General features: G+C 68.7%; 25 protein-coding genes. 15 read left to right on the forward strand and 10 right to left on the reverse strand.

The annotated features are described in order from the left end of the window. Positions 1-32: 32 nt before the first annotated feature. The 3 genes from KF837_08820 to KF837_08830 are packed head-to-tail and all read left to right on the forward strand — an operon-like array spanning position 33 to position 1,221. Complete coding sequence (locus tag KF837_08820) at positions 33-548, forward strand: hypothetical protein (protein ID MBX3227403.1); 516 nt, start codon at positions 33-35, stop codon at positions 546-548. A 23-nt stretch (positions 549-571) separates the two neighbouring features. Then, positions 572-826 carry a hypothetical protein gene (locus KF837_08825; protein ID MBX3227404.1) on the forward strand — a complete coding sequence of 85 codons (255 nt, stop codon included), beginning with the start codon at positions 572-574 and terminating at the stop codon, positions 824-826. A gap of 8 nt (positions 827-834) precedes the next feature. Then, entirely contained in the window at positions 835-1,221 is a 387-nt protein-coding gene (locus KF837_08830) for a hypothetical protein (GenBank protein ID MBX3227405.1), read from the forward strand. A gap of 14 nt (positions 1,222-1,235) precedes the next feature. Here KF837_08830 and KF837_08835 read toward each other — a convergent pair whose 3' ends face one another. Continuing rightward, the gene (locus KF837_08835; GenBank protein ID MBX3227406.1) at positions 1,236-1,766 is read right to left on the reverse strand and encodes an RNA 2'-phosphotransferase; all 531 of its coding nucleotides are present in this window, start codon (positions 1,764-1,766) and stop codon (positions 1,236-1,238) included. Between the two features lie 94 nt (positions 1,767-1,860). Between KF837_08835 and KF837_08840 the strand changes: the two genes are divergently transcribed. From KF837_08840 to KF837_08875, 8 genes are all read left to right on the forward strand, one after another. Continuing rightward, complete coding sequence (locus KF837_08840) at positions 1,861-2,634, forward strand: HAD-IB family phosphatase (GenBank protein ID MBX3227407.1); 774 nt, start codon at positions 1,861-1,863, stop codon at positions 2,632-2,634. Between the two features lie 18 nt (positions 2,635-2,652). Continuing rightward, complete coding sequence (locus KF837_08845) at positions 2,653-3,195, forward strand: hypothetical protein (GenBank protein MBX3227408.1); 543 nt, start codon at positions 2,653-2,655, stop codon at positions 3,193-3,195. A gap of 49 nt (positions 3,196-3,244) precedes the next feature. Continuing rightward, positions 3,245-4,141, forward strand: a complete 897-nt coding sequence (locus KF837_08850) for a hypothetical protein (GenBank protein ID MBX3227409.1) — start codon at positions 3,245-3,247, stop codon at positions 4,139-4,141. Between the two features lie 56 nt (positions 4,142-4,197). Then, entirely contained in the window at positions 4,198-5,352 is a 1,155-nt protein-coding gene (locus KF837_08855) for an acyl-CoA dehydrogenase (GenBank protein ID MBX3227410.1), read from the forward strand. A gap of 11 nt (positions 5,353-5,363) precedes the next feature. Next, positions 5,364-6,218, forward strand: a complete 855-nt coding sequence (locus KF837_08860; protein ID MBX3227411.1) for a hypothetical protein — start codon at positions 5,364-5,366, stop codon at positions 6,216-6,218. Between the two features lie 18 nt (positions 6,219-6,236). After that, the gene (locus KF837_08865; GenBank protein MBX3227412.1) at positions 6,237-7,385 is read left to right on the forward strand and encodes an acyl-CoA dehydrogenase family protein; all 1,149 of its coding nucleotides are present in this window, start codon (positions 6,237-6,239) and stop codon (positions 7,383-7,385) included. 191 nt (positions 7,386-7,576) lie between these two features. Beyond that, positions 7,577-8,452 (forward strand): PD40 domain-containing protein, encoded by an 876-nt coding sequence (locus KF837_08870; protein MBX3227413.1) that lies wholly within the window; start codon positions 7,577-7,579, stop codon positions 8,450-8,452. Between the two features lie 26 nt (positions 8,453-8,478). Next, complete coding sequence (locus tag KF837_08875; GenBank protein MBX3227414.1) at positions 8,479-9,444, forward strand: PD40 domain-containing protein; 966 nt, start codon at positions 8,479-8,481, stop codon at positions 9,442-9,444. Positions 9,445-9,456: 12 nt separating this feature from the next. Here the strand turns inward: KF837_08875 and KF837_08880 are convergent, their stop codons facing one another. Both KF837_08880 and KF837_08885 read right to left on the reverse strand, forming a co-directional pair. After that, positions 9,457-10,413, reverse strand: a complete 957-nt coding sequence (locus KF837_08880; protein ID MBX3227415.1) for a PD40 domain-containing protein — start codon at positions 10,411-10,413, stop codon at positions 9,457-9,459. Between the two features lie 147 nt (positions 10,414-10,560). Further along, positions 10,561-11,049, reverse strand: a complete 489-nt coding sequence (locus KF837_08885) for a hypothetical protein (GenBank protein ID MBX3227416.1) — start codon at positions 11,047-11,049, stop codon at positions 10,561-10,563. Here KF837_08885 and KF837_08890 point away from each other — a divergent pair. Beyond that, complete coding sequence (locus KF837_08890; GenBank protein MBX3227417.1) at positions 11,042-11,458, forward strand: hypothetical protein; 417 nt, start codon at positions 11,042-11,044, stop codon at positions 11,456-11,458. The genes KF837_08885 and KF837_08890 overlap by 8 nt on opposite strands. A 115-nt stretch (positions 11,459-11,573) precedes the next feature. On the opposite strand, the gene KF837_08895 is transcribed toward KF837_08890, so the two are convergent. After that, on the reverse strand, positions 11,574-11,876 hold the full coding sequence (locus KF837_08895) for a hypothetical protein (protein ID MBX3227418.1): 303 nt from the start codon (positions 11,874-11,876) through the stop codon (positions 11,574-11,576). A 52-nt stretch (positions 11,877-11,928) separates the two neighbouring features. On the opposite strand from KF837_08895, the gene KF837_08900 reads away from it, so the two are divergent. From KF837_08900 to KF837_08910, 3 genes are all read left to right on the forward strand, one after another. Then, positions 11,929-12,282 (forward strand): hypothetical protein, encoded by a 354-nt coding sequence (locus KF837_08900; protein MBX3227419.1) that lies wholly within the window; start codon positions 11,929-11,931, stop codon positions 12,280-12,282. A gap of 105 nt (positions 12,283-12,387) precedes the next feature. After that, positions 12,388-13,161, forward strand: a complete 774-nt coding sequence (locus tag KF837_08905) for a hypothetical protein (protein MBX3227420.1) — start codon at positions 12,388-12,390, stop codon at positions 13,159-13,161. Beyond that, a complete protein-coding gene (locus KF837_08910) occupies positions 13,158-14,345 on the forward strand; it encodes an MBL fold metallo-hydrolase (protein MBX3227421.1) in 1,188 nt (395 codons plus the stop codon). Before KF837_08905 ends, KF837_08910 begins: the two co-directional genes overlap by 4 nt. On the opposite strand, the gene KF837_08915 is transcribed toward KF837_08910, so the two are convergent. The 6 genes from KF837_08915 to KF837_08940 form a co-directional block, all read right to left on the reverse strand. Continuing rightward, entirely contained in the window at positions 14,326-15,129 is an 804-nt protein-coding gene (locus KF837_08915; GenBank protein MBX3227422.1) for a hypothetical protein, read from the reverse strand. The two genes, KF837_08910 and KF837_08915, sit on opposite strands and share 20 nt — an antisense overlap. A 19-nt stretch (positions 15,130-15,148) precedes the next feature. After that, on the reverse strand, positions 15,149-15,574 hold the full coding sequence (locus KF837_08920) for a hypothetical protein (protein ID MBX3227423.1): 426 nt from the start codon (positions 15,572-15,574) through the stop codon (positions 15,149-15,151). Positions 15,575-15,704: 130 nt separating this feature from the next. Next, on the reverse strand, positions 15,705-17,594 hold the full coding sequence (locus KF837_08925) for a hypothetical protein (protein ID MBX3227424.1): 1,890 nt from the start codon (positions 17,592-17,594) through the stop codon (positions 15,705-15,707). After that, positions 17,477-19,393, reverse strand: a complete 1,917-nt coding sequence (locus KF837_08930; protein ID MBX3227425.1) for a hypothetical protein — start codon at positions 19,391-19,393, stop codon at positions 17,477-17,479. Before KF837_08930 ends, KF837_08925 begins: the two co-directional genes overlap by 118 nt. Positions 19,394-19,441: 48 nt before the next feature. Further along, the gene (locus tag KF837_08935; protein MBX3227426.1) at positions 19,442-20,215 is read right to left on the reverse strand and encodes a hypothetical protein; all 774 of its coding nucleotides are present in this window, start codon (positions 20,213-20,215) and stop codon (positions 19,442-19,444) included. A gap of 7 nt (positions 20,216-20,222) precedes the next feature. Next, positions 20,223-21,557: a hypothetical protein gene (locus KF837_08940; GenBank protein ID MBX3227427.1), complete on the reverse strand. Its 1,335-nt coding sequence runs from the start codon at positions 21,555-21,557 to the stop codon at positions 20,223-20,225. Positions 21,558-21,560: the final 3 nt, after the last annotated feature.

A 21,560-nucleotide genomic window follows, 5' to 3' on the forward strand; every position in this document is an offset into this window, starting at 1 on the left:
TTGATGATCGCGATGCGCATGGTCCTCGCACCATGAACCGCAAGAACCTCACCTCCGCGGCGCCGGTCCTCGGCGTCGACATCGGCCGCGTCATCATCGAAGGCGACGGCCCCGACACCAACTTCGTCGGCGGCAGCGAAGCCGACGCCATGCGCGCGCCCGCGGTCCCGGGCGCGATCGAGGCGCTGACGCGGCTCTGCCGTCGCTTCGAGGGTCGCGTCTGGCTCGTCTCGAAGTGCGGGTCGAAGGTCCAGCAGCGCACGCGGCAGTGGCTCGACCGCACGCGCTTCTTCCAGACGACGGGCATTCCGTACGGCCACGTGCGCTTCTGCCGCGACCGCAAGGACAAGGCGCCGATCTGCGCCGAGCTCGGGATCGGCCTCTTCGTCGACGACCGCCTCGACGTCCTCCAGGCGATGAGCGGCGTCGTCCCGCACCGCTTCCAGTTCCTCGCGTCGGAGGCGCCGGAGGGCATCGTCCCGGTGAGGTCGTGGGTCGAGGCGGAGGCCGCGATCCTGGAGGACGCGCTCCTCGCCATTGCAGGGTGATCTCGTGTGTGTACAATAGGCGTATGCCGCGCATTCAGGTCTATCTGCCCGACGAGCTTCATCGTGAGCTCAAGCGCACCGGGCTCTCGCCGTCCGAGCTCCTCCAGGAGGCCGTGCGCTCCGAGCTACGCCGGCGGCAGCAGATCGCTCGGCTAGACGAGTACCTCGGCGAGCTGGAGCAGGAGGTCGGCAAGCCGGCCCGTGCAGACAAGGCGCGCGCGGACGCGATGGTCCGCCGGATGACCCGTCCCCGCCGCACGGCGCGGCGCGCGAGCTGACGCGCGACATGCCGATCCTCGTCCTCGACGCGGGTGGCCTAAGCCGCCTCGCGGAGCGCTCACTGCGGGCGAGCTCGCTCCTCACCGCTCTGCGTCGCGAGGAGCTTTGGCCTCCGCTCGTCCCTTCTTCGGTGCTCGTCGAGTGCCTCACCGGCCACCCCGGCCGCGACGCCAACGTGAACCGTCTCATCCGCACGTGCAACGTCGAGGAGCGCATCCCGGAGACGATCGTCCGGCGCGCGGCGGCCTTGCGCTTCGCTGCGCGCCGCGGCTCGGCGGTCGACGCGTTCGTCGTCGCGTCGGCGGAGCCGGACGGTGTCGTCCTGACCTCCGACGTCGGCGACCTTCGCGCACTCGCGGCCCACTCCCAAGGCGTGATCGTCGAGCGAGCTTGATCTGGGCCGTACGCTCAGTCTTCCGCGAGGAAGTCCGGCGGCACGTGCTCGGTGAGCCAGACGCCGTTCTCGCTCAGGTAGAACGTGTGCCCCGCGTCGTGCATCGCGCGGGCGTGGACGCGGAGGAGCACGATCGTGCCGGCGCGGCGGCGCGCGACCGTCTCGGCCGTCGCTTCGTCGACGGAGAGGTGGACGTGCGTCCGCGCGCGACGAAGGAGGCCCTCGCTTCGTATCGCCGCGAGGAAGCGGGTCACCGTTCCATGGAAGAGCACGTCGGGCGGCGCGCGCGCGGGGAGGTCGAGGTCGACCGCGATCGAGTGGCCCTGGTTCGCGCGGATGCGCGCGCCGTCCGGCGAGAGCGCGAACCGCTGCTTGTCGCTCGCGCGCACGAGCTCCTCGAGCGCGTCGGCGTCGAGCACGTACCCGCGCGCGGCGAGCCCCGCGACCACGCCGTCGACGGGCGCCCACCCGTGCGCGTCGAGCACGATCCCGAGCGCCGCGGGCTCGTGGCGCAGCGCGAGCGCGAGCAGCTTGGAGATGTGCACCCCTCTGTCGCGCGCCACCGCACGATGATACTGCGCGCCGTCACGTCCGGGCCGCGCATGCGCGAGCGTGCGGGGTGGCGTAAGCTGGGGCGCGATGCGGACGGCGACGGTCGGGGAGATCACGCGCGCGATCGACGAGGCGGCGGAGAAGGAGCCGGGCGGGGCGATCGCGTTCGACGGGGACGGGACGCTGTGGTCGGGCGACGTCGGGGAGGACTTCTTCGACGCCGCGCTGAAGCACGGACCGCGCGAAGTGACGCGCGCCGCGCTCGTGCGCGAGGCGGCGGAGGCGGGGATCGAGGCGAAGGGGAGCGCGCGCGACGTCGCGCATGCGCTCCACGCCGCGTACCTCGGCGGCTCGTTCTCCGAGGAGCGCATCTGCGAGATCGTCGCGTGGATCGCGGCGGGGTGGACGCGCGCGGAGCTCGATCGCTTCTGCGCCGAGGCCGTCGTCGCCTGGGACCTCTCCGCGCGGCTGCACGGGGAGGCGATGCGCGTCGTCGAGCACGCGCGGAAGGTGGGGATCGAGGTCTTCCTCGTGAGCGCGTCGCCGCGCGGGATCGTCGAGGCGGCGGCGAAGGTCGTCGGGATCGAGGTCGCGAACGTGACCGCGGTGGAGGAGCGCGTGAGCGCGGACGGCGTCGTCGAGTGCGGCGTCCTCCGGCCGATCCCGTACGGAGAAGGCAAGGTCACGAACCTCCGCGCCAAGCTCGGCCCTACGCGGAAGCTCTACGCCGCGTTCGGGGACAACGCGTTCGACGTGCCGCTGCTCTGCGCGGCGCAGCACGCGGTCGCGGTCCGCCCCAAGATGCGCTTGCTCGAGCGGCGCTCCGAAGTTCCTGGGCTTGTTGTCCTCGAGCAGGTCTGACGCGTTATCATTCGCGCCGTGGGAGCCGAGACGGAGCGCGAGCGCGAGCTCAAGGCGTTGCGCACGCAGGTCGCGAACCAGGCGGCGTCGCTGGCGGAGACCGTCAACGACGGGTTCGACGGCTACCAGCTCGGCGCCGCCGCTTACGCGGTGGAGCTCGCGGTCCCGGAGGGCCAGTCCACCGACGGCGGCAAGAACGCGCGGCAGAACATCCGCCTCGTCCCGCGGCGGCGCGGCTACCCGCCGGTCGTCGCCGGCACGGTCGACCCCGTCACGAGCACGGCCGAGGTGCGGACGTTCGAGCACGTCGCCATCCTCCACGAGGTGCGCTTCGGCAAGGCGCTCGAGATCAACGCCGAGGAGTACGCGGACTTCCTCTACAAGCTCGACGTCGTCCTGAACCTCGCGCGTATCCGGCCGGTGCGGTTTCCGCCGCCGCCGGACCTCCTCACTGCCGCAGCGCGCCGGACGCGGAAGACGCCCGCCTGGCTCTACGCCCTCTTCGCCGCGGTCCTCGTCGGCGCCGCGGTCGTGGTCTACCTGGTCCTCCACACGATTTGACCGAGAAAATCGGGCGCCGCGCCGGGCCATGATAGGCTCGTGGAGCGCCATGTCCGGTACTCGGAAGATGGAGAAGTTCGAGGTCGACGCGTACGTGAAGGCGCACGACGCCGCCGCCGATCCGGACGCCGACCTCCCCGCGCGGCCGTTCGAGCCGCGCACGCCGGACCCGCCCGCGCCGCCGCCTCCCCCGGCCGACGCCAACACCCTCGAGCACGTCCTCGCCTCCGCCGCCGCCGAGGCCCGCGCCGCGAGCGAGTCGCTCGGCAGCGCCGCGGCGCGGCTGCAAGAAGAAGCGCCCGCGCCGGCGCCGGCGCCGCTCCGGCCCGATCAGCTCCCCACCCCCGTCGCGTCGTGGGTCCCGGCCGAGGCCTCGCTCCCGGAGGCGCCCGCGGACGCGAGCGCGGAGCAGACGCCCACGACGCCGGACGCGCTCCGCACGCGGCTCGCGCGGAAGTTCGTGTCCCTCGCCGACTCCGTGACGGAGGCCTTCAAGGACTTCGTCATCGGCGCGGGCATGTGGAGCATCGAGCTTACGGTGCCGCAAGGCATGTCCACCGGCGGCGGCAAGCAGGCGCTCCAGCACATCCGCCTCAACCCGAAGCGGCAGGGCTACAACGTCTTCGTCGCCGGCACCGTGAACCAGGTCGAGAAGCGCGCCGATCTGCGCGACTTCGATCACGTCGCGATCATGCACGAGGTCCGGCACCGGAGCGCGCTCGAGATCAGCCCGCAGGAGTGGGAGCAGTTCCTGCGGAAGGCGGAGGTCGTGCTGAACGGCGCCGGCATCCAGTCGATGCGCACGCCGCCGCCGCGCGAGCTCCTCGAGCAGCGCCGGAGCGCCCAGCGCGTCTCGAAGGGCGCGATCGTCGCGCTCGTCGTCGTCGCGCTCCTCGCCCTCATCGTGATCTGGCGCGTCGTCCTCGCCCTCCGCACCGGCGTTTGACCTGGGCCTTCCTGGGCCTTGAGGCGCCGTCGCGGTCCGATTAGGACTGCCGGACGATGGATTTCGATCTGACCGAAGAGCAGCGGCTCGTCCGCGACACGGCGCGAGACTTTGCGGCCCGCGAGGTCGCCCCCAAGGCAGCCGAGATCGACAAGAGCGGCCGCTGGCCCGCCGAGATCGTCGCGAAGATGGCGGAGCTCGGCTTCCTCGGCGTCGCGATCCCTTCCGAGTACGGCGGCTCCGGCCTCGACGCGCTCACGTACGCGCTCGTGATGGAGGAGATCAGCGCGGCGTGCGCCTCGTGCGGCGTCATCATGAGCGTGAACAACTCGCTCTTCTGCGACCCGCTCTACAAGTTCGGGTCCGACGCGCAGAAGAAGGAGATCCTCACGCCGGTCGCGTCGGGCAAGAAGCTCGGGTGCTTCGGCCTCACCGAGCCGATGAGCGGCTCCGACGCGCAGACGATGGTGACCACCGCCGAGAAGACGAGCGACGGCTGGGTCCTCAACGGCGCGAAGAACTGGATCACCAACGGTCCCCACGCCGACTTCATCCTCGTGTTCGCGGTCACCGATCGGCAGGACACGCCGAAGGGACCGCGCGTGAAGCACACCGCGTTCGTGATCCCGAAGGGCACGCCCGGCTACACGCAGGCGCCGCCCGATCACAAGCTCGGCATCCACGGCGCGCACTCCTGCACCGTGTTCTTCGAGAGCTGCAAGGTGCCGGACACCGCCGTCGTCGGCCCCGTCGGCGAGGGCTTCAAGGTCGCGATGGCGACGCTCGACGGCGGGCGCATCGGCATCGCCTCGCAGGCGCTCGGCATCGCGAAGGCGGCGCTCGAGACGAGCGTGCGCTACTCGAAGGAGCGCAAGAGCTTCGGCGTCACGATCTCGAACCACCAGGCGATCCAGTTCATGCTCGCCGACATGGCGACGGAGCTCGACGCCGCGCGCCTCCTCACCTGGCGCGCCGCGACGATGAAGGACGCCGGCACGCGCCACACGATGCAGAGCTCCGAGGCGAAGCTCTACGCGAGCGAGCTCGCGACGCGGGTGGCGCACAAGGCGATCCAGATCCACGGCGGCTACGGCTACTCGACCGAGTTCCCGGTCGAGCGGCACTACCGCGACGCTCGCATCACCGAGATCTACGAAGGAACGAGCGAGATCCAGCGCATCGTCATCGCGGCGAGCCTGCTCAAAGCCTGATGGGGGATTCCATGATCCGTACTGCATTCATCTCCGCGCTCCTCCTTTCCCTCCTCGCGTGCGGAGGAGAGCCGCCGCCGAAGTCCCCGAGCGACACGAACGACTCGTCCGAGACGTCGGAGTCCGGCGGCGGCGGCCGGAGGAGCGGCGGCGGCGCCGGCGGCCCCAGCATCGCGCAGGAGCTCGGCTCGATCGATCAGCGCGGCGTCGAGAAGATGACGAACGCGCTCCTGAACGGGAAGCTCGAGTCGGAGTGCCACCGGCAGGCGCGCGGCCGCCTCGAGTACATCACCGGCGACGTGAAGATGTTCTTCCGCATCGATCAGGCGGGGAAGGTGAAGTACTCGTACTTCGAGGACTCCACGCTCGGCGATCGCGAGACCGAAAAATGCATCCTCGATCTCTTCGCGAAGGCTGACTGGCCGAAGCCGATCGGCGGCGAGGCCGAGGTCCGCAACGGCTTCGGCTGGACCCCCGGCGACGAGCGCGCCCCCGCGCCGTGGACGCCGGACAAGGTCCTCATGCCGCTCGAGAAGGACAAGGACGTGAAGGAGAACGTCGGCAAGTGCAAGGCCGGCGTCACCGGCGACTTCAAGGTCACCGCCTACGTCGAGCCGGGCGAGGTCGAGAAGCCCGCGCCCGAGCCGCCGCCGGAGCCGAAGAAGGGCGCGAAGCCCGACCCGAAGAAGGGCCCGAAGAAGCCCGCCGCCGACGAGCCGGAGCACGGCGGTCGCTTCAAGGCGATCGGCGTGTCGTCGCCGAACAAGGACGCGGCGGAGAAGGTCGACTGCCTCGTCGACGCGCTGAAGATGCTCTCGCTGCCGAGCCCCGGCAGCTACGCCGCGAAGGTCACCTTCACGCTCTGATTCTGAGCGAGCACACGAATGAACCTCGAGCCGAACGAGACCCACAGGGCGGTGCAGCAGGCGGCGCGCGACTACGCGAGCCGCGTGATCATGCCGGAGGCCGGCGCGATCGATCGCGAGGAGCGCTTCCCCTCCGCGATCCTGAAGGGGCTCGCCGATCTCGGGCTCATGGCGGTCAACGTCCCCGCCGCGCTCGGCGGCGCGGAGGCGGGCGCGGTCGCCTACGCGCTCGCGATGCAGGAGGTCGCGCGGGCGTGCGCGTCGACCGCGGTGACGATGGCGGTCACGAACATGGTCGGCGAGGTCATCGCCACGTTCGGGACCGACGCGCAGAAGAAGGCGTACAACCCAAAGCTCGCGAGCGGCGAATACGCGGCGGGCGCGTTCGCGCTGTCGGAGCCGGAGGCGGGGAGCGATCCTGGCTCGATGCGCACCACCGCGACGAAGGACGGCGACGACTGGGTCCTCGACGGCCAGAAGCAATGGATCACGAGCGGCGCGCACGCCGGCGTGATGGTGGTGTGGGCGCGCACGGGCGATCGCGACAAGCTCCCGGGCACGCGCGGCATCTCGTGTTTCCTCGTCGAGGGCGGCACCCCCGGCCTCAAGGTCGGCAAGGCGGAGGACAAGATGGGCCTCCGCGGCTCCAACACCGTGAGCCTCACGTTCGAGAATTGCCGCGTGCCCGCGTCGGCGCTCCTCGGCGAGCTCAACGGCGGCTTCAAGATCGCGATGATGGCGCTCGACGGCGGCCGGATCGGCATCTCGTGCCAGGCGATCGGCATCGCGCGCGCGGCGATCGAGGAGAGCGTTCGCTACGCGAAGGACCGCCGGCAGTTCGACAAGCCCATCGCCGACTTCCAGGCGATCCAGTGGAAGCTCGCCGACATGCAGACGGAGCTCGACGCCGCGCACCTCCTCGCGATGCGCGCGGCGTGGCTCAAGGAGCAGCGCCGCGTCTTCTCGCGTGAGGCGTCGATGGCGAAGGTCTTCGCGACGGAGTCCGCGAACCGCATCGCGAACGCGGCGGTGCAGATCCACGGCGGCTACGGCTACACACGCGAGTTCGCCGCCGAGCGCCACCTCCGCGACGTCCGCGTCACGACGATCTACGAAGGCACGAGCGAAGTGCAGCGCATCGTCATCGGCCGAGGCCTGATCTCGTAGGTCGACGCCCCCGCTGCGATTCACCGCGCGCGTGATACGCTCGTGTCGTGGGGAGGGCGTTGATTCTGGTCTTGCCGCTGGCTTCGACCGCGACGACGATCGCGGGCTGCAACGCGATCGTGAACTTCGGGGAGCTCCAGCGCGAGGTTGCGGCAGGACAGGGAGAGGCCGATGGCGAGGTTCCGCTTGAGGTGGACGCCTCGACTTCCCCCGAGGGCGCTCCGCCGAAGCGCTCGACGTGCGACACGACGAAGCCGTTCGAGGAGCCCGTCCCGATCGGAGGCGCGATCGACAGCACGAGCTCCAACGACAGCGCGCCGTCCTTGACGGACGACGAGCTGCGCATGGTCTTCGGCCGCGTGACTCCTGGCGGGAGCTCGCTCGACGGCACCATCCTCGAGACGACGCGTGGGTCGATCGACGAGGACTTCGGGCCGCCCAGGGAGCTCACGGAGGTCAACGACGCCGACCGCAAGAGCTTCGGTCCGACGATGACCGGTGACGGCCTCGTCCTCTTCTGGAACCTCCAGAAGAACCAGGGGACGGGGATCCTCTCGTCGGTCATCCTCACGGCGCGTCGAGCGTCGCTCGAGGGGAAGTTCAGCGCTCCGGAGCCGTATCGCTCCGACGCCGCGGGCATCACGCATGCGTTCGGGGCGCACGTGAGTCACGACGGCAGCGAGCTGTTCTTCTCCGCGTACGACTCGTCGACCAAGCTTCAACGCCTCGTGCGCTCCGAGCGCGGGAACCTCGGCCTGTACGGTCCGCCGATGAGGATGAGCGAGCTCGACGCGGACGCCAACGACACGTCCGCCGCGCTCTCGGCAGACGGGCTCCTCCTCCTCTTCGCGTCCGACCGCGGTGAGATAGGGCAGAACGAGATCTGGTCGGCGCGGCGCGCCACGCGGAAGGCGCCGTTCGAGGACATCGAGAAGGTGACGGTCCTCAGCTCGACGGAGGCGGATCGCGCAGGATGGCTCTCCGTCGATGGCTGTCGCTTCTACATGACGCGCACCAACCCGTCGACGAACCGAGGCACCATCTACATCGCGACGCGCCCGCCGTAGCTGCCGTGCGCTTCTGCCAAGCTCCGATGGCGCGCCGATGGGCGGCGCTCTTGCTGTCGTCGACGCTCTCGTGCAACGCGCTCGTCGGCTTCGGCGAGCTCGAGCGCGACGTCGCGATTCAAGTGCCGGACGCCGGTGCCGTCGGCGTCGAGGCGGGCTCGGACGCGCGCGTCGAAGAGGCGTCATGCGATCCGGGAACGGACTTCGGGCCGCCCGTGCTGGTGCCCGGCTCGCTCCACGCGGCGGGGACGACCGAGGCGGCGCCGACGCTCACCGATGACGAGCTCGAGCTTTTCTTCGAGCGCAGGGCCGGCGCGGAGGGAGCGATCTTCTCCGCGCGTCGTGACTCCATCGACGAGCCGTTCGGCGAGTCGGCGGAGGTGACGGAGCTCGGCTCGACCGGTCGCAGCTTCGCTCCCACGCTGACCGGCGATGGTCTAGCACTCTTCTGGAGCGAGCAGACCGTCGAAGGGCAGACGATCACGGCAGGGGCGATCATGGCGACGCGGCGCCTCGCGCGCGACAAGCGCTTCGGGCCCCCCGAACCCTATCGAACGCCGGCGGAGACCTCGATCCGCGTCCTGCCGCACGTCACCGGCGACGGCGCGGAGCTCTATTTCTCGGTCCTCGAGGCTCCGAACGTCAGCCGCATCCACCGATCGCTGCGCGACGATCGCTCTACGTACCAGGCGCCCGCGAGGGTGGCGGAGCTGGCCGCGGGGAGCGCGAGCGAAGGTGGCGTCGCGATGAGCCGCGACGGGCTCACGATGTTCTTCGCCTCCGATCGGGCGGGCACGCTCGGCGGAGCGGACGTGTTCATGGCGACGCGGCCGTCGCGCGCGGAGGCGTTCACGAACATCGCTCACGTGCCCGCGCTGAGCTCGCCGAGGTCGGACCGCCCGGGCTGGCTCTCGCGGGACGGCTGCCGCCTCTACCTCGGGAGCGATCGAGCGAGCGACGGCAGCCTCTACGTCGCGACGCGGCCGCGCTGAGCTCGTCTCGGCTCAGCGCGAGGCGACGAGGACGGCGTCGTCCTTCAAGAAGTAGAGGCGGCACGCGTCAGGCGATATCCACGTCGGTCGCTCGTCGCCGTCCGCGTTGAGCTCCGCGACGTTTCGCACGTTCGTGAAAGCCGCGTCCTTCGACGTGCGCGTAGCGACGTAGATGTCGAGCATTCCCTTTCCGTAGAGGTCCGTCCGATCGGAGGCCCAGAAGATCGTGAGACCGTCGGGGGTCACGACCGGCGAGAGCTCCTCCGCGAACGTGTTGATTCCTTCGACAGGGACGGCGTCGGCAAACCCATCCTGCTTCCGCGCGGCGACGAAGATGTCGCCCTCGAACGTCTCGCTCGTGAGCGGATAGCGATGGAAGTAGAGCGCGCTCCCGTCCGCGACGAGGTACGGATCGATCTGGCCCCACGCGGGCGCGTTGATCCCTCCGTCGAGGACCAAGGCCGGGAGAAAGGCTTCTCCAGCGTCGTCGCGCGTCGCGAGGAGGAGGCGGTGGCTCGAGTAGTCCGTGAACACGAGCGTCCGCTCGTCACCCGAGGCCGTCGGCGCGTCGGTCGCGTGGAGCTGGACAGGAAAGCCGAAGGGCTCCAGCGCGGCGAACGCGTCGGCGACGGAACGTCGTCGCGCGACGCCGAACGTGAGCCCGTTGCTCGTGTACGCACGGAGCTCGTCCGACGAGAAGCGCGCCGAGCCGTCGAGCCCGCCGAGCCGGTGCGGCGAGCCGAACGGCTTCGCTGCATCGCACGTAGATACGGGCGCGAGCTCTCCGGCGCCGACCTCCGTATCGGGCACCGGCTTCGCATCGGGCTCCGGCGGCGGCGCCGCCGGAGCCTCCTCTTGAGGCGCAACGTCCGCCGCAGGTGCCTCACCGTACGTGACGCTGCACGCCATCGCCGTCGCGCCTGCCATCATCGCCACGAGCCCCGAGCCCCATCCTGAGTTGATACGCACGCCCGCCGACGAAGCAGCCATCGTGCCCGCCACGATCGCCCACGAAATTCGATGGCGGACGAGTGCTCGAACAAACCTGGGCTCCACTGCATCCATCGGGGCGCGTGTCGCACGGCGGCGACCGGAACGATTCGATCATCTGGAATTTCACAGCGACAGCGCTCTCTCGAAAAGGGCCTTCAGAGCTTCGGCGCGCCGTTTCGAACCGTTTTCGTAGGGCTCTCCGGCGTTTTGGAGCGCCCCTGAAGCAGCGTATCTTTCGTGGATGCGGCATCTCGTGTACGTCGGAGCGCTCGTGGCCTTCGCGGCGTGTGGGAGCTTCGGGGCGGAGGAGACGGACCCGCCGTCGGACGTCGGCAGCACATCGAGCACGAGCACGAGCACGAGCTCCGGCTCGGTCGGCGCCTCGACGACGAGCACGTCCGGCACGCCCGTGTCGTCGACGACCTCGACGAGCAGCGGCGCACCGGACGCCGGCGCGATCGGGTTGGTCCGGAAGACGACGGCAACGGGCGCTGCCGCTCTCACGATCGGGTTCGGTGGAGCGGCAGTGTCCCAGAGTCGTTTCGTCCTCGCCGTCGCGACGACCGGCGAGGAGCCCACGATCGACGGAGGAGGCTGGACGTCGGTGTCCAAAGGCACGGAGACGCCCGGACTCTTCGTCTTTACGAGGGAAGCCCAGGGCGTGTGGTCGTTCAAAGTCGAAGCCGCCACCGTGTCGTTCGCGGCGAGCTTGAGTGAGTGGACCGGCCTGAGTGGCGAGAGGGACGTGGTCAGGGCGAACGGCAACGGTCGCCGCGCCGAGGTGACGCCGCTCAACGCGCCCGGACCCACGCTCGTCCTCGCGTTCGTCGCGAAGACGGGCGCGGCGCCGAGCTTCGTGGGGGCGCCGATCTTTCAGAGTCTCGGCGCCGTTGGAAACACTGTGGGCCACGCCGGCGTCCATCTCATCACCGACGGTGGCGTAGGCATCCCGACCGCGAGCTGGAGCTGGACAGGGACGTCTTCTTGGACCGCGGTGGCGGTCAATTTCCGGAAGCAATGACGCGTCCGCGTCACTTCTGAGGCAGCGTTTCGGAGTGTCCTGAAGCGGCGTATCTTCGGTGGATGCGGCATCTCGTGTATGTCGGTGCCCTCGTGGTCTTCGCGGCGTGTGTGAGCTACGAGACGGAGCCAGCGGAGCCGTCGCCGGACGCCGGCAGCGCGTCGAGCACGAGCACGAGCACTGGCTCCTCGTCGACGAGCACGTCCGGCTCATCCGCGTCGTCGACGACCTCGACGAGCAGCGGCGCACCGGACGCCGGCGCGATCGCCTTGGTTCGGAAGGTGGAGACCAGCGGGACGAGCGTTCTTCGGATCGAGCTCGACGACGGGCCTCCCCAGAGTCGTCTCGTCCTCGCCGTCGCGACGGGCACCGGAGCTGCGCCCACGATCGAAGGAGGAGGCTGGACGGAGTTGTCCAAAACGGATGGAGCCTCGCCCGGCCTCTTCGTCTATGAGAGGGAGACCTCGGGCTTGCGGTCGATCACCATCCAAGCCATCAACGTGTCACTCGTGGCGAGCTTGAGCGAGTGGATCGGCATGAGCGCCAACGAGGGCGTGGTCAAGACGAAGGGCAGCACCACCCTCGCCACCGCGAGGCCGATCGTGACCCAACCGGCGCTCGTCCTTGCGTTCGTCGCGATGGAGGGCGCGAGCTCGGCGCCGACGCTCGCGGATACGCCCTTTCAGCACCTCGCCGGAGTGTCCTCGAACGCGGTCGGACTCGGCGGTGCCTACCTCGCCATCGATGGCGAAGTCGTCCCGGCCGTGACCTGGACGGTGGCGGCGCCTTGGGCTGCGGTGGCGGCCGCTTTCCCGAAGAAATGACGTGGCGCCGGCGGCTTCGTGGCTTTCTTCCACCTCGCGCCCGCGCGGTTCTGCCTCGCCTGAGTCAGCGTTTCGGAGTGTCCTGAAGCGGCGTATCTTCGGTGGATGCGGCAGCTCGTGTACGTCGGTGCGCTCGTGGTCTTCGCGGCGTGTGCGAGCTTCGAGGCGGAGCTCACGGACCCGTCGGCGGACGCCGGCAGCGCGTCGAGCACGAGCACGAGCACCGGCTCGGTTGGCTCCTCGTCGACGAGCACGTCCGGCACGCTCGCGTCGTCGACCTCGACGAGCAGCGGCGCGGCGGACTTTGGCGTGTTCGCTTTGGTTCAGAAGAAAGAAGCCCGAGGGACGAGCCCTCTCCGGATCGAGCTCGACAACGGGCCTCCTCCCCAGAGTCGTCTCGTCCTCGCCGTCGCGACGGGCGCCGGAGCTGCGCCCACGATCGACGGAGGAGGCTGGGCGGAGGTGTCCCAAACGGATGGGGCTTCGCCCGGCCTCTTCGTCTACGAGAGGGAGACCCCGGCCGCGCGGTCGTTCATCGTCCGAGCCAACTCCGGGCCGCTCGTGGCGAGCTTGAGCGAGTGGACCGGCATGAGCGCCAACGAGGGCGCGGTCAAAACGAAGGGCAGCGGTTCCTCCGCCACCGTGAAGCCGATCGTGACCAAACAGGCGCTCGTCCTTGCGTTCGTCGCGACGACGGGCGCGAGCTTGCCGACGCTCGGTGAGCCGACGCCCTTCAAGCGCGTCGTCGCCGAGGCCTCTTCGAACGTGGGCCTCGGCGGCGCCGCCTACCCGGCCGTCGATGGCGGAAGCGTTCCGGCCGTGACCTGGACAGAGACGGCGCCTTGGGCCGCGGTGGCGGTCACTTTCCCGAAGCAATGACGTGGCGCCGGCGGCTTCGTGCCTTCTTCAAGTGGGCAACGATCGCGTTCCTCGTCCTCGTCGTGATCGCGCTCGTCGACGGGTGGCGCGCGTTCGGGCATCGCGCGACGGGGGAGCGGCGCGCGCGGATGGAGCGATCGGCGGCGTGGAAGGACGGGCACTTCGAGAACCCGCAGCCGCTCGTGAACGACGCGTGGGGATCGATCGCGAGCGTCCGCGATACGAGCCCGCACTCGGTCCCCGATCCGCCGCTCCACTTCGAGCCGATCGATCCCGCCCGCTTCGCCGCTCCACCCCCGAGCGGCCTCCGCGTCACGTGGCTCGGGCACTCCTCGACGCTGATCGAGATCGACGGTAAGCGCATCCTCACCGATCCGGTGTGGAGCGATCGGATCGGCCCGCTCGACGGCGTCGGGCCGACGCGCTGGTATCCCCCGCTCGTCGCGATCGGTGAGCTCCCGCCGATCGACGCCGTCGTCGTCTCGCACGATCACTACGACCACCTCGATCGCCCTACCGTGATGGCGCTCGCGGACAAGGCGGCGCGCTTCATCGTCCCGCTCGGGGTGGGGGCGCACCTCGAGTACTGGGACATCCCGCGCGCGAAGCTCGTCGAGCTCGATTGGTGGGAGCACGCCGACGCCGGCGGCCTCGACGTCGTCTGCACCCCCGCGCGCCACGCGTCGGGCCGCTTCCTCACCGACAAGGACGCGACGCTCTGGGCGAGCTACGCGCTCGTCGGCAGCGCGCATCGCGTCTGGTACTCCGGCGACACCGGCCTCTTCCCCGCGATGGCGGAGATCGGCGAGAAGTGGGGCCCCTTCGATCTCACGATGATCGAGGTCGGCCAGTACCACCAGGCCTGGCCCGACTGGCACATCGGGCCCGAGCAGGCGGTGCGCGCCCACGTGATGGTGCGCGGCAAGGCGCTCCTTCCGATCCACTGGGGCCTCCTCCGCCTCGCGTACCACGGCTGGACCGAGCCGATCGAACGCGCGCGCGCCGAGTCGATCCGACGCGAGGTGCGCGCCGTCTTCCCGCGCCCGGGCGAGAGCGTCGAGCCTGATGCGCCTAAATCGACTGAGGCATGGTGGCCGAGTATTCCGTGGAATACTGGTGCGGCCGATCCGATCGTCTCGACGCAGGTCCCGCCCGAGGCCGAGGCTACTCGACCTTCACCGTGAGCTCGTACGCATGGCAGGTGCCGTCCGTGGCCGCCTTGCGGACGCGGATGTACGTCGTGCCGCTCTCGTCGATGCCCTTGCAGTCGGTGTTGAGCGCGACGGCGCCGATCGCGCGGCAGCCCTTGCCGACGAGGTCGTCCTGCTTGCCGCCCGCCGTCTCGCAGTACGAGTAGTCCGGCTGCGACTTGCAGACGTGGAAGACGGTGACCTCGAGCTTGTCGTCCGACACGGTCGCGGTGATGAGCGGGTTGCCGCCGAAGCCGCCGTCGGTCGTCGCGATCTTGAACCAGTCCTCGTCGCCGTCGGACATCTTCATCCCCGGCGCGCGCTTCGTCGGGTTGTCGTAGTCGTTCGCGGGGCCGAGGTCCTTCGCCAGCTCCTTCGTGTCGTTGGGCTCCGCGTTCGGCGCCGCGTCGTCCTTCGCGCAGGTCGTCTCGCACGCGCCGCAGTTCACGGTCGTGCCGCAGCCGTCGTCGTGGATCCCGCACGTCTTGCCGAGCCGCTCGCACGTGAGCGCTTCGCACGTGTTCGTCTTGCACTCGCCGCACGTGAACGTCCCGCCGCAGCCGTCGTCGTGCTCGCCGCACTTCCCTTCCACCGTCTCGCACGTCTTCTTCACGCAGAAGTCGGGGCGCGCGTCGCCGTTGCCGCCGTCGGCGCCGCCGCCGCTGCTGCTGCTCGACGTGTTGCTCGGCACGGTCGCGTTGGTGTCGGCCGAGTCGGCGCACGCGGCGATGACGACGAGCGGCGTGGCGAGGGCAAGGATCCAGTGAGTGGCGCGCATGGACGCGATGGTACCTCGTCTAGCGGCAGAAACACCCGCCACGTACGTGGAGGGGATCGCCCGCCTCCGGACACGCGGGCCAGTCGTCGACGTACGAGCCTTGCCGCGTCGGACACGAGTTCATGCACTCGCCGGCGGAGGGGCGGCACCCGATGAACGTCCCCGGCGGCGCCTCGGGCGGCGGCTCGGCGCTCTCTCCGCAGATGCAGGCGCCGCGGTCTTGCGGCATGTCGGCGATGCCCGGGCACCGCGCGTCCGGCAGCACGTAGCGATAGCGCCCGTCCGGGCACGACGAGCGACACTCACCGGCGGACGGACGACACCCGACGAATCCCGGCGACTCGGTCGCCGCCGCGCTCGAAGCAGCCGCGTCGTCCTCCTCTTGTGAGGTGCTGCACGCAGCGAACGAAGCGACGAGCACGAAGACGAGAGCGAGAGAGCGCACGCTCGCTCGACGAGCACGAACGATGCCGCGCCCGCATGTCGGGAAATCTAGGCGCTTGCGGTCTCACCGTGAGCAGCCGATGGCTCACACTGTTGCGCGCACGTTACACCGAGCTCGTTCGAGCGCCTGGTCAGCGCGTCGCGAGCTTGGTACGCACCGCGTCGAAGAACCGTGCGTAGGGTGGCCCCTCGAGGGCGACGGCGCAGACGGAGCCGACGAGGAGGCCTCGGTCGCCGAGGCCCCTCATCACCTCGAGCTCGCGCACGCCCGGCAGCGCGTAGCCGCGCAGTTGCCACTGGTTTCCTTCCCAGCCGCAGAGTGGCCAGGTTACGGTCGTGTCGAGGCACGCACACTCGGGTCCCGGCTTCGTGCAGTCACGCGGGACGTCGAGCGGGAACGAACACGCGAACTGGAAGTTGCGCTTCATCGTGTTCCACTCGCGACCGTGCACCGGATCGCTCCCATTGTCACCGATCGGAAGGTCGGCTCCGGTGAGCTGCGGCCGCGGCTCCACGGACAGGAGCATGTGCGGGTCGATCCCCGAGCGGTCGCCACGCTCAGGGTCCTTCCCCAGGAGCCCTGTCCAGTCGGGGGTACCCTCGACCAGCGCCGGGACGGCGCCAGCGAGGAGCGCGATCACCACGTCGGCGGGGGTCCGCTTGCCGGGGCCGAGGTTGCACAGCTCGTCTCCTTCCTTCGATGGAAGGTCGCCGCTGAACAACGGATTCGCGCAGGTCTCCGCCTGGCTGTACGGGCCAATCTCGCGCCGTCCGGTGGTTTGAGCTTCGACGTGCTCGCTCGCGCGGTTCGGAAGCTTTCGACCGGTGAACGCGGCCACGTACCGCTCGACCGGATAGCGCGGGTCGACGCCAAATCGCCTCTTCATATCGAAGAAGCGAATGTTCAGGTTATCGCCGTCCGGAGCGATGTGGCCGGCGTACCCTTCGCCGGTGGGGCCGCCGCTCGGCGCGGTCGTGCACGCGACGTCGCTGCGCAGCTTCTGACACGCGCTGGCCGACGGGTCGCAGACTCGCGCCAGGCCACACGAGGTGCAGTCGGCGCTCTCCGGAGTCGTGTCACATGCCGCTGTTCCCCGCGGAGCTGTCGTTCCGCCGGTGCCGTCGGCGCCGCGCGTCACCTTCGAGTCTGGGAACGTCGCCGACCCGAAACCATAGCCGAGGCCGCCGACGGAACGCGCGTCGAGCGACGCGTCGTCTTCGTCCGTCACGATGACGATGGCGACGAGCGAGCTCTCGCGAAAGAACGCGCGCCGTTGCGCGAGGAGCTCGTAGTCGACTCCCACGAGCTCCCCTAGGCCATCCGCGCCCGCTCGAATTTCGAGCGGCGGGTCGGGCTCGGCGGCGAAGCGATAGGCGGCCTCGAGCGGCGACTCGAACCCACAACCGAAGCTCGGCACCGCGCGGAGGAGCGCTTCGGTCCTCTGAGCCAGCGTTGCCAGATCGGGGACGGAGCCGCCGGGCCCGAAGGAGAGAAAGCCGCCTTCCGCGCCGGACACGATCGCGCCCGCGTCGTCGCGGTTCAAGAGGCGAGCTCTCGTGTCGAACGATGGTCGCCTCGTTCTGTCGCACAGGTCACCGCCGTTGCCGAGCGACGTCGATACGACGCCCACGTGAATGTCTGCGAACTTCAGGCCCTCGAAGAGACGCGGGATGGACGCGTACAACGGCAGGCGCTTGTCGACCATCAAGATCGAGTTGTCGAGCACGAACAACAGATCCAGCGCGCCAGGTGCAGTAGCCGCATCCGCGGGAGTGTCTGCGGCGTCCTCGCCGTCATCGAGCGCGGCATCGACCGTGCCCGGAGAAGGGGAGTCGTCGTCGCCGCAGTGAACGAGCGCGAGCGCGGTCAGACAAGCGACACCGGCGAGCGCTCCCGTACGGCTCATTGGACCGAATCGGTGCAGCAGCCCTTGGAGCAGACACCGGACGCGGGGCAGTCCGCGCTCGAAGTGCACGCTATCGACACGCCGCACGTCGAAGGTGGTGTCGAGGCGCTGCAAGTTCCACTCTGGGAGGGCGTCGCGCCGGAGCAGGCGGCTCCGTCGCAGCACTCGATCGCGGTTCTACATGACGCGCCGAGCGGACCGCACGCGGTGCCCGCCGGCGTCAGGCCGGGCGGCGAAGGATCGGGCGTGAACAGCGGTGTCGTACCGAACGCGCAGCCCGGTGAGACGCCGGTGAAGTACTGGCCGACCTGGCAAAGCGTCGAGGGCTCGACGTCGGCTTCGATCGTAATGCGCTCCGCGGCCTTCACGAGAAACGCGATGGTGTGTCCGACAGCTTGATCGATGAAACGAGTCAGCCGACCAGGGTTGTTGCGATACGAATCGATGGAGCCACGCTTCGACCCGATGAAGACGTATCTCTCGGACTCGATGTCCTGGAAGACCCAGTCGTCGTCCTGAGATGCGAGCGTCCGGGTACCGCGAGCCTCGCGCGCGACGAAGTTTTGGATCGACGGATCGCGATCGAACTCCTGGAGAGCAGAGTAAGCGATCTGAAGAGCTCGTCCCCGCGCACTATCGAACGTCGCGCCCGGCGACTTCGGGAGGACGGTGTCGTGCGCGAAGCTCACACCGTCTTCGAAGGGCCGATGCCCCCAGCTCGTCGTCCCCGTCACGTGATGAGGCGCCGCGGCGTCGCCGATCGCGTGCAAGGGAAACGAGAGGGTCGACGCGTCCAGACCATTGAACGAGTCCCATCCGTGGCGCGCCAAGTTGCTGACAGGGGAGAACTCCGTATGGCCCAGGTTATGGGCCTGCCATTGGAGGCCCGTCCGACGTACCTGATCGAATCGGCCGTAATACTTGATGCCGTCGGATTCGAAAGGGTTGAGCGTGAGCCCGAGGATGTCGGCGAGTACCATTATCGTGACGTCGAGGACACCCGGATAACTCGGACCAGCGTTCTCGTAGAACAGGCCGCGGACGTTGTTGTAGCGATTCACGGTGGCATCGACGTCGATGAAGTGCCATAGCCCGACGATGTCAGGGCTCGTGTAAGCCCCGATGCCAGGAATGAGCCCCTGAAGGTACTCGACCGGGTTGATCTTCCGCGCCAGGTCGAATGCGTCCTTGGGCTTGCAATCGATGCGGCCGCCGATCAAGGCACCAAACAGATCGGGCAGGCAGTCGAGCGCGAGGACCACGACCGCGCCGAGGGTACCAAGGGAGAGCTCGTAAGCTCGCGAGATGAGCTCGTTCGTGATCCCCAGCGCTGCCGCGTTCGTGGGACGGAGCCAGAGAGCTTGATCCCCGAGGCGCTTGTCGACGGACATGGCCTGCCATCCCAAGGCCGCGCCGACGCGCGAGATGCCAGGCCTCTCGGGAGTGAACGCGCACGGAAGGTAGTCGGTTTCAGGGTAGTACGGTAGATCCTTGATCTTTATAAGGTTGGCATTGAGGAGATTGAACTCGCGTCCGGACGAGTCTTTGCGCCGGTAGTCGCAGACCGAGGGAATGTTGTCGCTGAGCCACGGATTTGCTAGATTGCTGACCTCTGGCGGAGCCTGAAAGTTCGACTGATTTCGATGGTCTGCTCCCGCGTACGCGCCTGGAAGGCCGGAGCGGAGCACGCTGAGCTTCGTTACTGCGGGGCCCAGACGCTGGATGAACCCGCTCCAGGCTGCCGTCGAGACGCCAGACGGTCGGGCATCGGTATCTGTCGCGAACACCATCATGTCCGTCGCAGATTCGACGATACGACGATGACTGTCCTCATTGTATGCGTCGGCACTGAGCGGCCAAATCACGATTGAGAACGCGAGCGTCAGTCGAACGAGCGGCTTCCTGATGCGCATCGAGATCTCCGTCGAGCTGGTGGTTTGGCAAGGCACGGCAAGGCCGGTTCAAAAGACTGGGTCGCGTCTGACTTGGAGCCGAATCCCCAATTCCGTCGCGCTGGGCTCAAGCGCGATCACGAGCGTTGTGCTTCCCGATCCCTGCGAGAGCACGCGGAATGTTTCGGTACGTGGTCCGGCGAAGCACTGACGACCAAGTCGAAGTCGGTCGTAGAGGTCTGCGCAACGGATGCTGTCGAGCGCGGCGACGATCGCCCCAACGCCTGAACTCGGATATTCGATTCGAATCGGGTCCGCATCTGCGAAGTCTCCGTTTACGCGTAAGAAGCCAATCCTGCCGTATTGCGGTATTCCACCGTCGAGGGTTTCCCTGCAATTGGGACGCTTCGTGCGTACGAGCACCGCCGTGTCGTCGCTGAGCGGCACATCGACCTCGACTGCGGCACCGTCGGCGGCGAGCGTGATGGTTGGAGCACTCTCGCATCGCGCGATCTCCTCGGCGGTGGGGCCCGCGCATGTCTCGGACTCACATCGCAGGTTCTGCTCACAATGCTCATCGGATTGGCACGCCTCGCCGACGGCGCCGCCGAAGCACGGGTCGATCCGCGCCGAGCCCTCCCTGCATTGCCACCGGTCTGGGCAGCTCAACTGAAGAAGCGTCGTTCCGCCCCCTTCGTTGCGAATGCACCGCTCGAACGTCGACGGTCCGGTACAGACCGCCGGCGTCCCGGGGGCCGAACAATCCTCGCCTCCGTTGGGCCAGCACGCCACGATGATCGACGCCACCGTCACGTACGAGAGGACACGCGCCGCGAGAGCCATCGTTCACTCAGGGATTTCCACACTGGAAACCGAGGGCGGTGCAACTGGAGCGGTCGGACGTCTTCCACTCGCTCCAGATGCCCCGTAGCCCGAGCCCGTTCACCGCTCGTACACGATAGCGGATCCCGGCACGACCGCCCGTTTCCCCGAGGCGCGCGCGAGAGAGCACTGGATCGTTCGGCTTGGGATTGAACTGGACGAACCCGTTGGGGACCGGTCGACCGAGGTCGACGAGATCAGTCTTAGCTTCGCTATCCAGGAATGCGACGTTGTAGCGGAAACCTACGAAGTCCCCCGTGATTTCCTCTATCTCGAAGTCGTACCAGACGGGGCATCCAGCCGGTTGATTGCGAACTGCACCGGCGAGGATATACGTGCCGCGATCGCGCGCAGAGGGGTAGTAGAAGGCGCCGGCAGGGATTCGTTCGGGTACGTACGCGCCTTTGCAGCTCGGGCTTACCGCGATGTTGTACGTCGCGAGCAGTCGTCGAACCGCCTCGCCCGAAGGACCCGGCGGAGGCGCGGTGAGCGGACACCCGACGTCGTCGGTGGGCGCGAGGTCGGGCGTGCTGGGGCAACGGTCACGCGAATCGGGTACCCAATCGCCGTCCTCGTCGCGCGATGAGCACAACGTCGCTGCTTCCCGTGCGTTCTTCTCCGCCGCGCGGAGCTTGCGCGTACGATCGCGCGAGAGCGCGAGATACATCGCCGGCGTCATCTGGCCAGACACCACTTGCGTCGCTGCGGTCGCGTAGTCGACGTTCGCTTGTGCGATGAGTCGATTCGTGCAGGTCGACGCGCCCGCCGCGCCGCAATAACTTCCAATGTCGATCTGATAGGCGAGCTGGCGCTCCTTCTCGGGCAGGTCCGTCCGGACGGGGACTTCCGCAGCGCACGCTTCGAGGTCGAATGGTTCCTCCTTGCAGAGCTGCTTGCAGTGAGCGATCTCACGAGCGACCGCCGCGACGATGGACGGCCACGACGGAGGAGGCGACGCTTCGCAGAAGGCATGGAGCTTTCGGGCCGCGACCGCGAGACACGCCTTCTCTCCCTCGCAGCCGCAGACCCGGCCCTTGACCCGGCACGAGAGGAAGTCGTCGTCTCGCTCGCGGCATGAGTCGCGCTCCGAACGCTTCGCGCGTCGTGCTCGACCGTATACCTCGCTCGCGCTTCGTTCGCACCCGTCGTCGTCCCCGCCATGGCTGCCATGGAGCGGAGCCGACGTTACGTTTTCGATGTCGTCTCCCTCCGCCGGTACGGACTCGCAAGCGGAGGCCGCAACCGGAGACGCGGCAAGCGCCGCGAGAATGATCAACGAACGAAGTCGCTGTCGACTTGCCATGTT

It is taken from the genome of Labilithrix sp. (assembly GCA_019637155.1).
Classification (GTDB): Bacteria; Myxococcota_A; Polyangia; order Polyangiales; family Polyangiaceae; genus Labilithrix.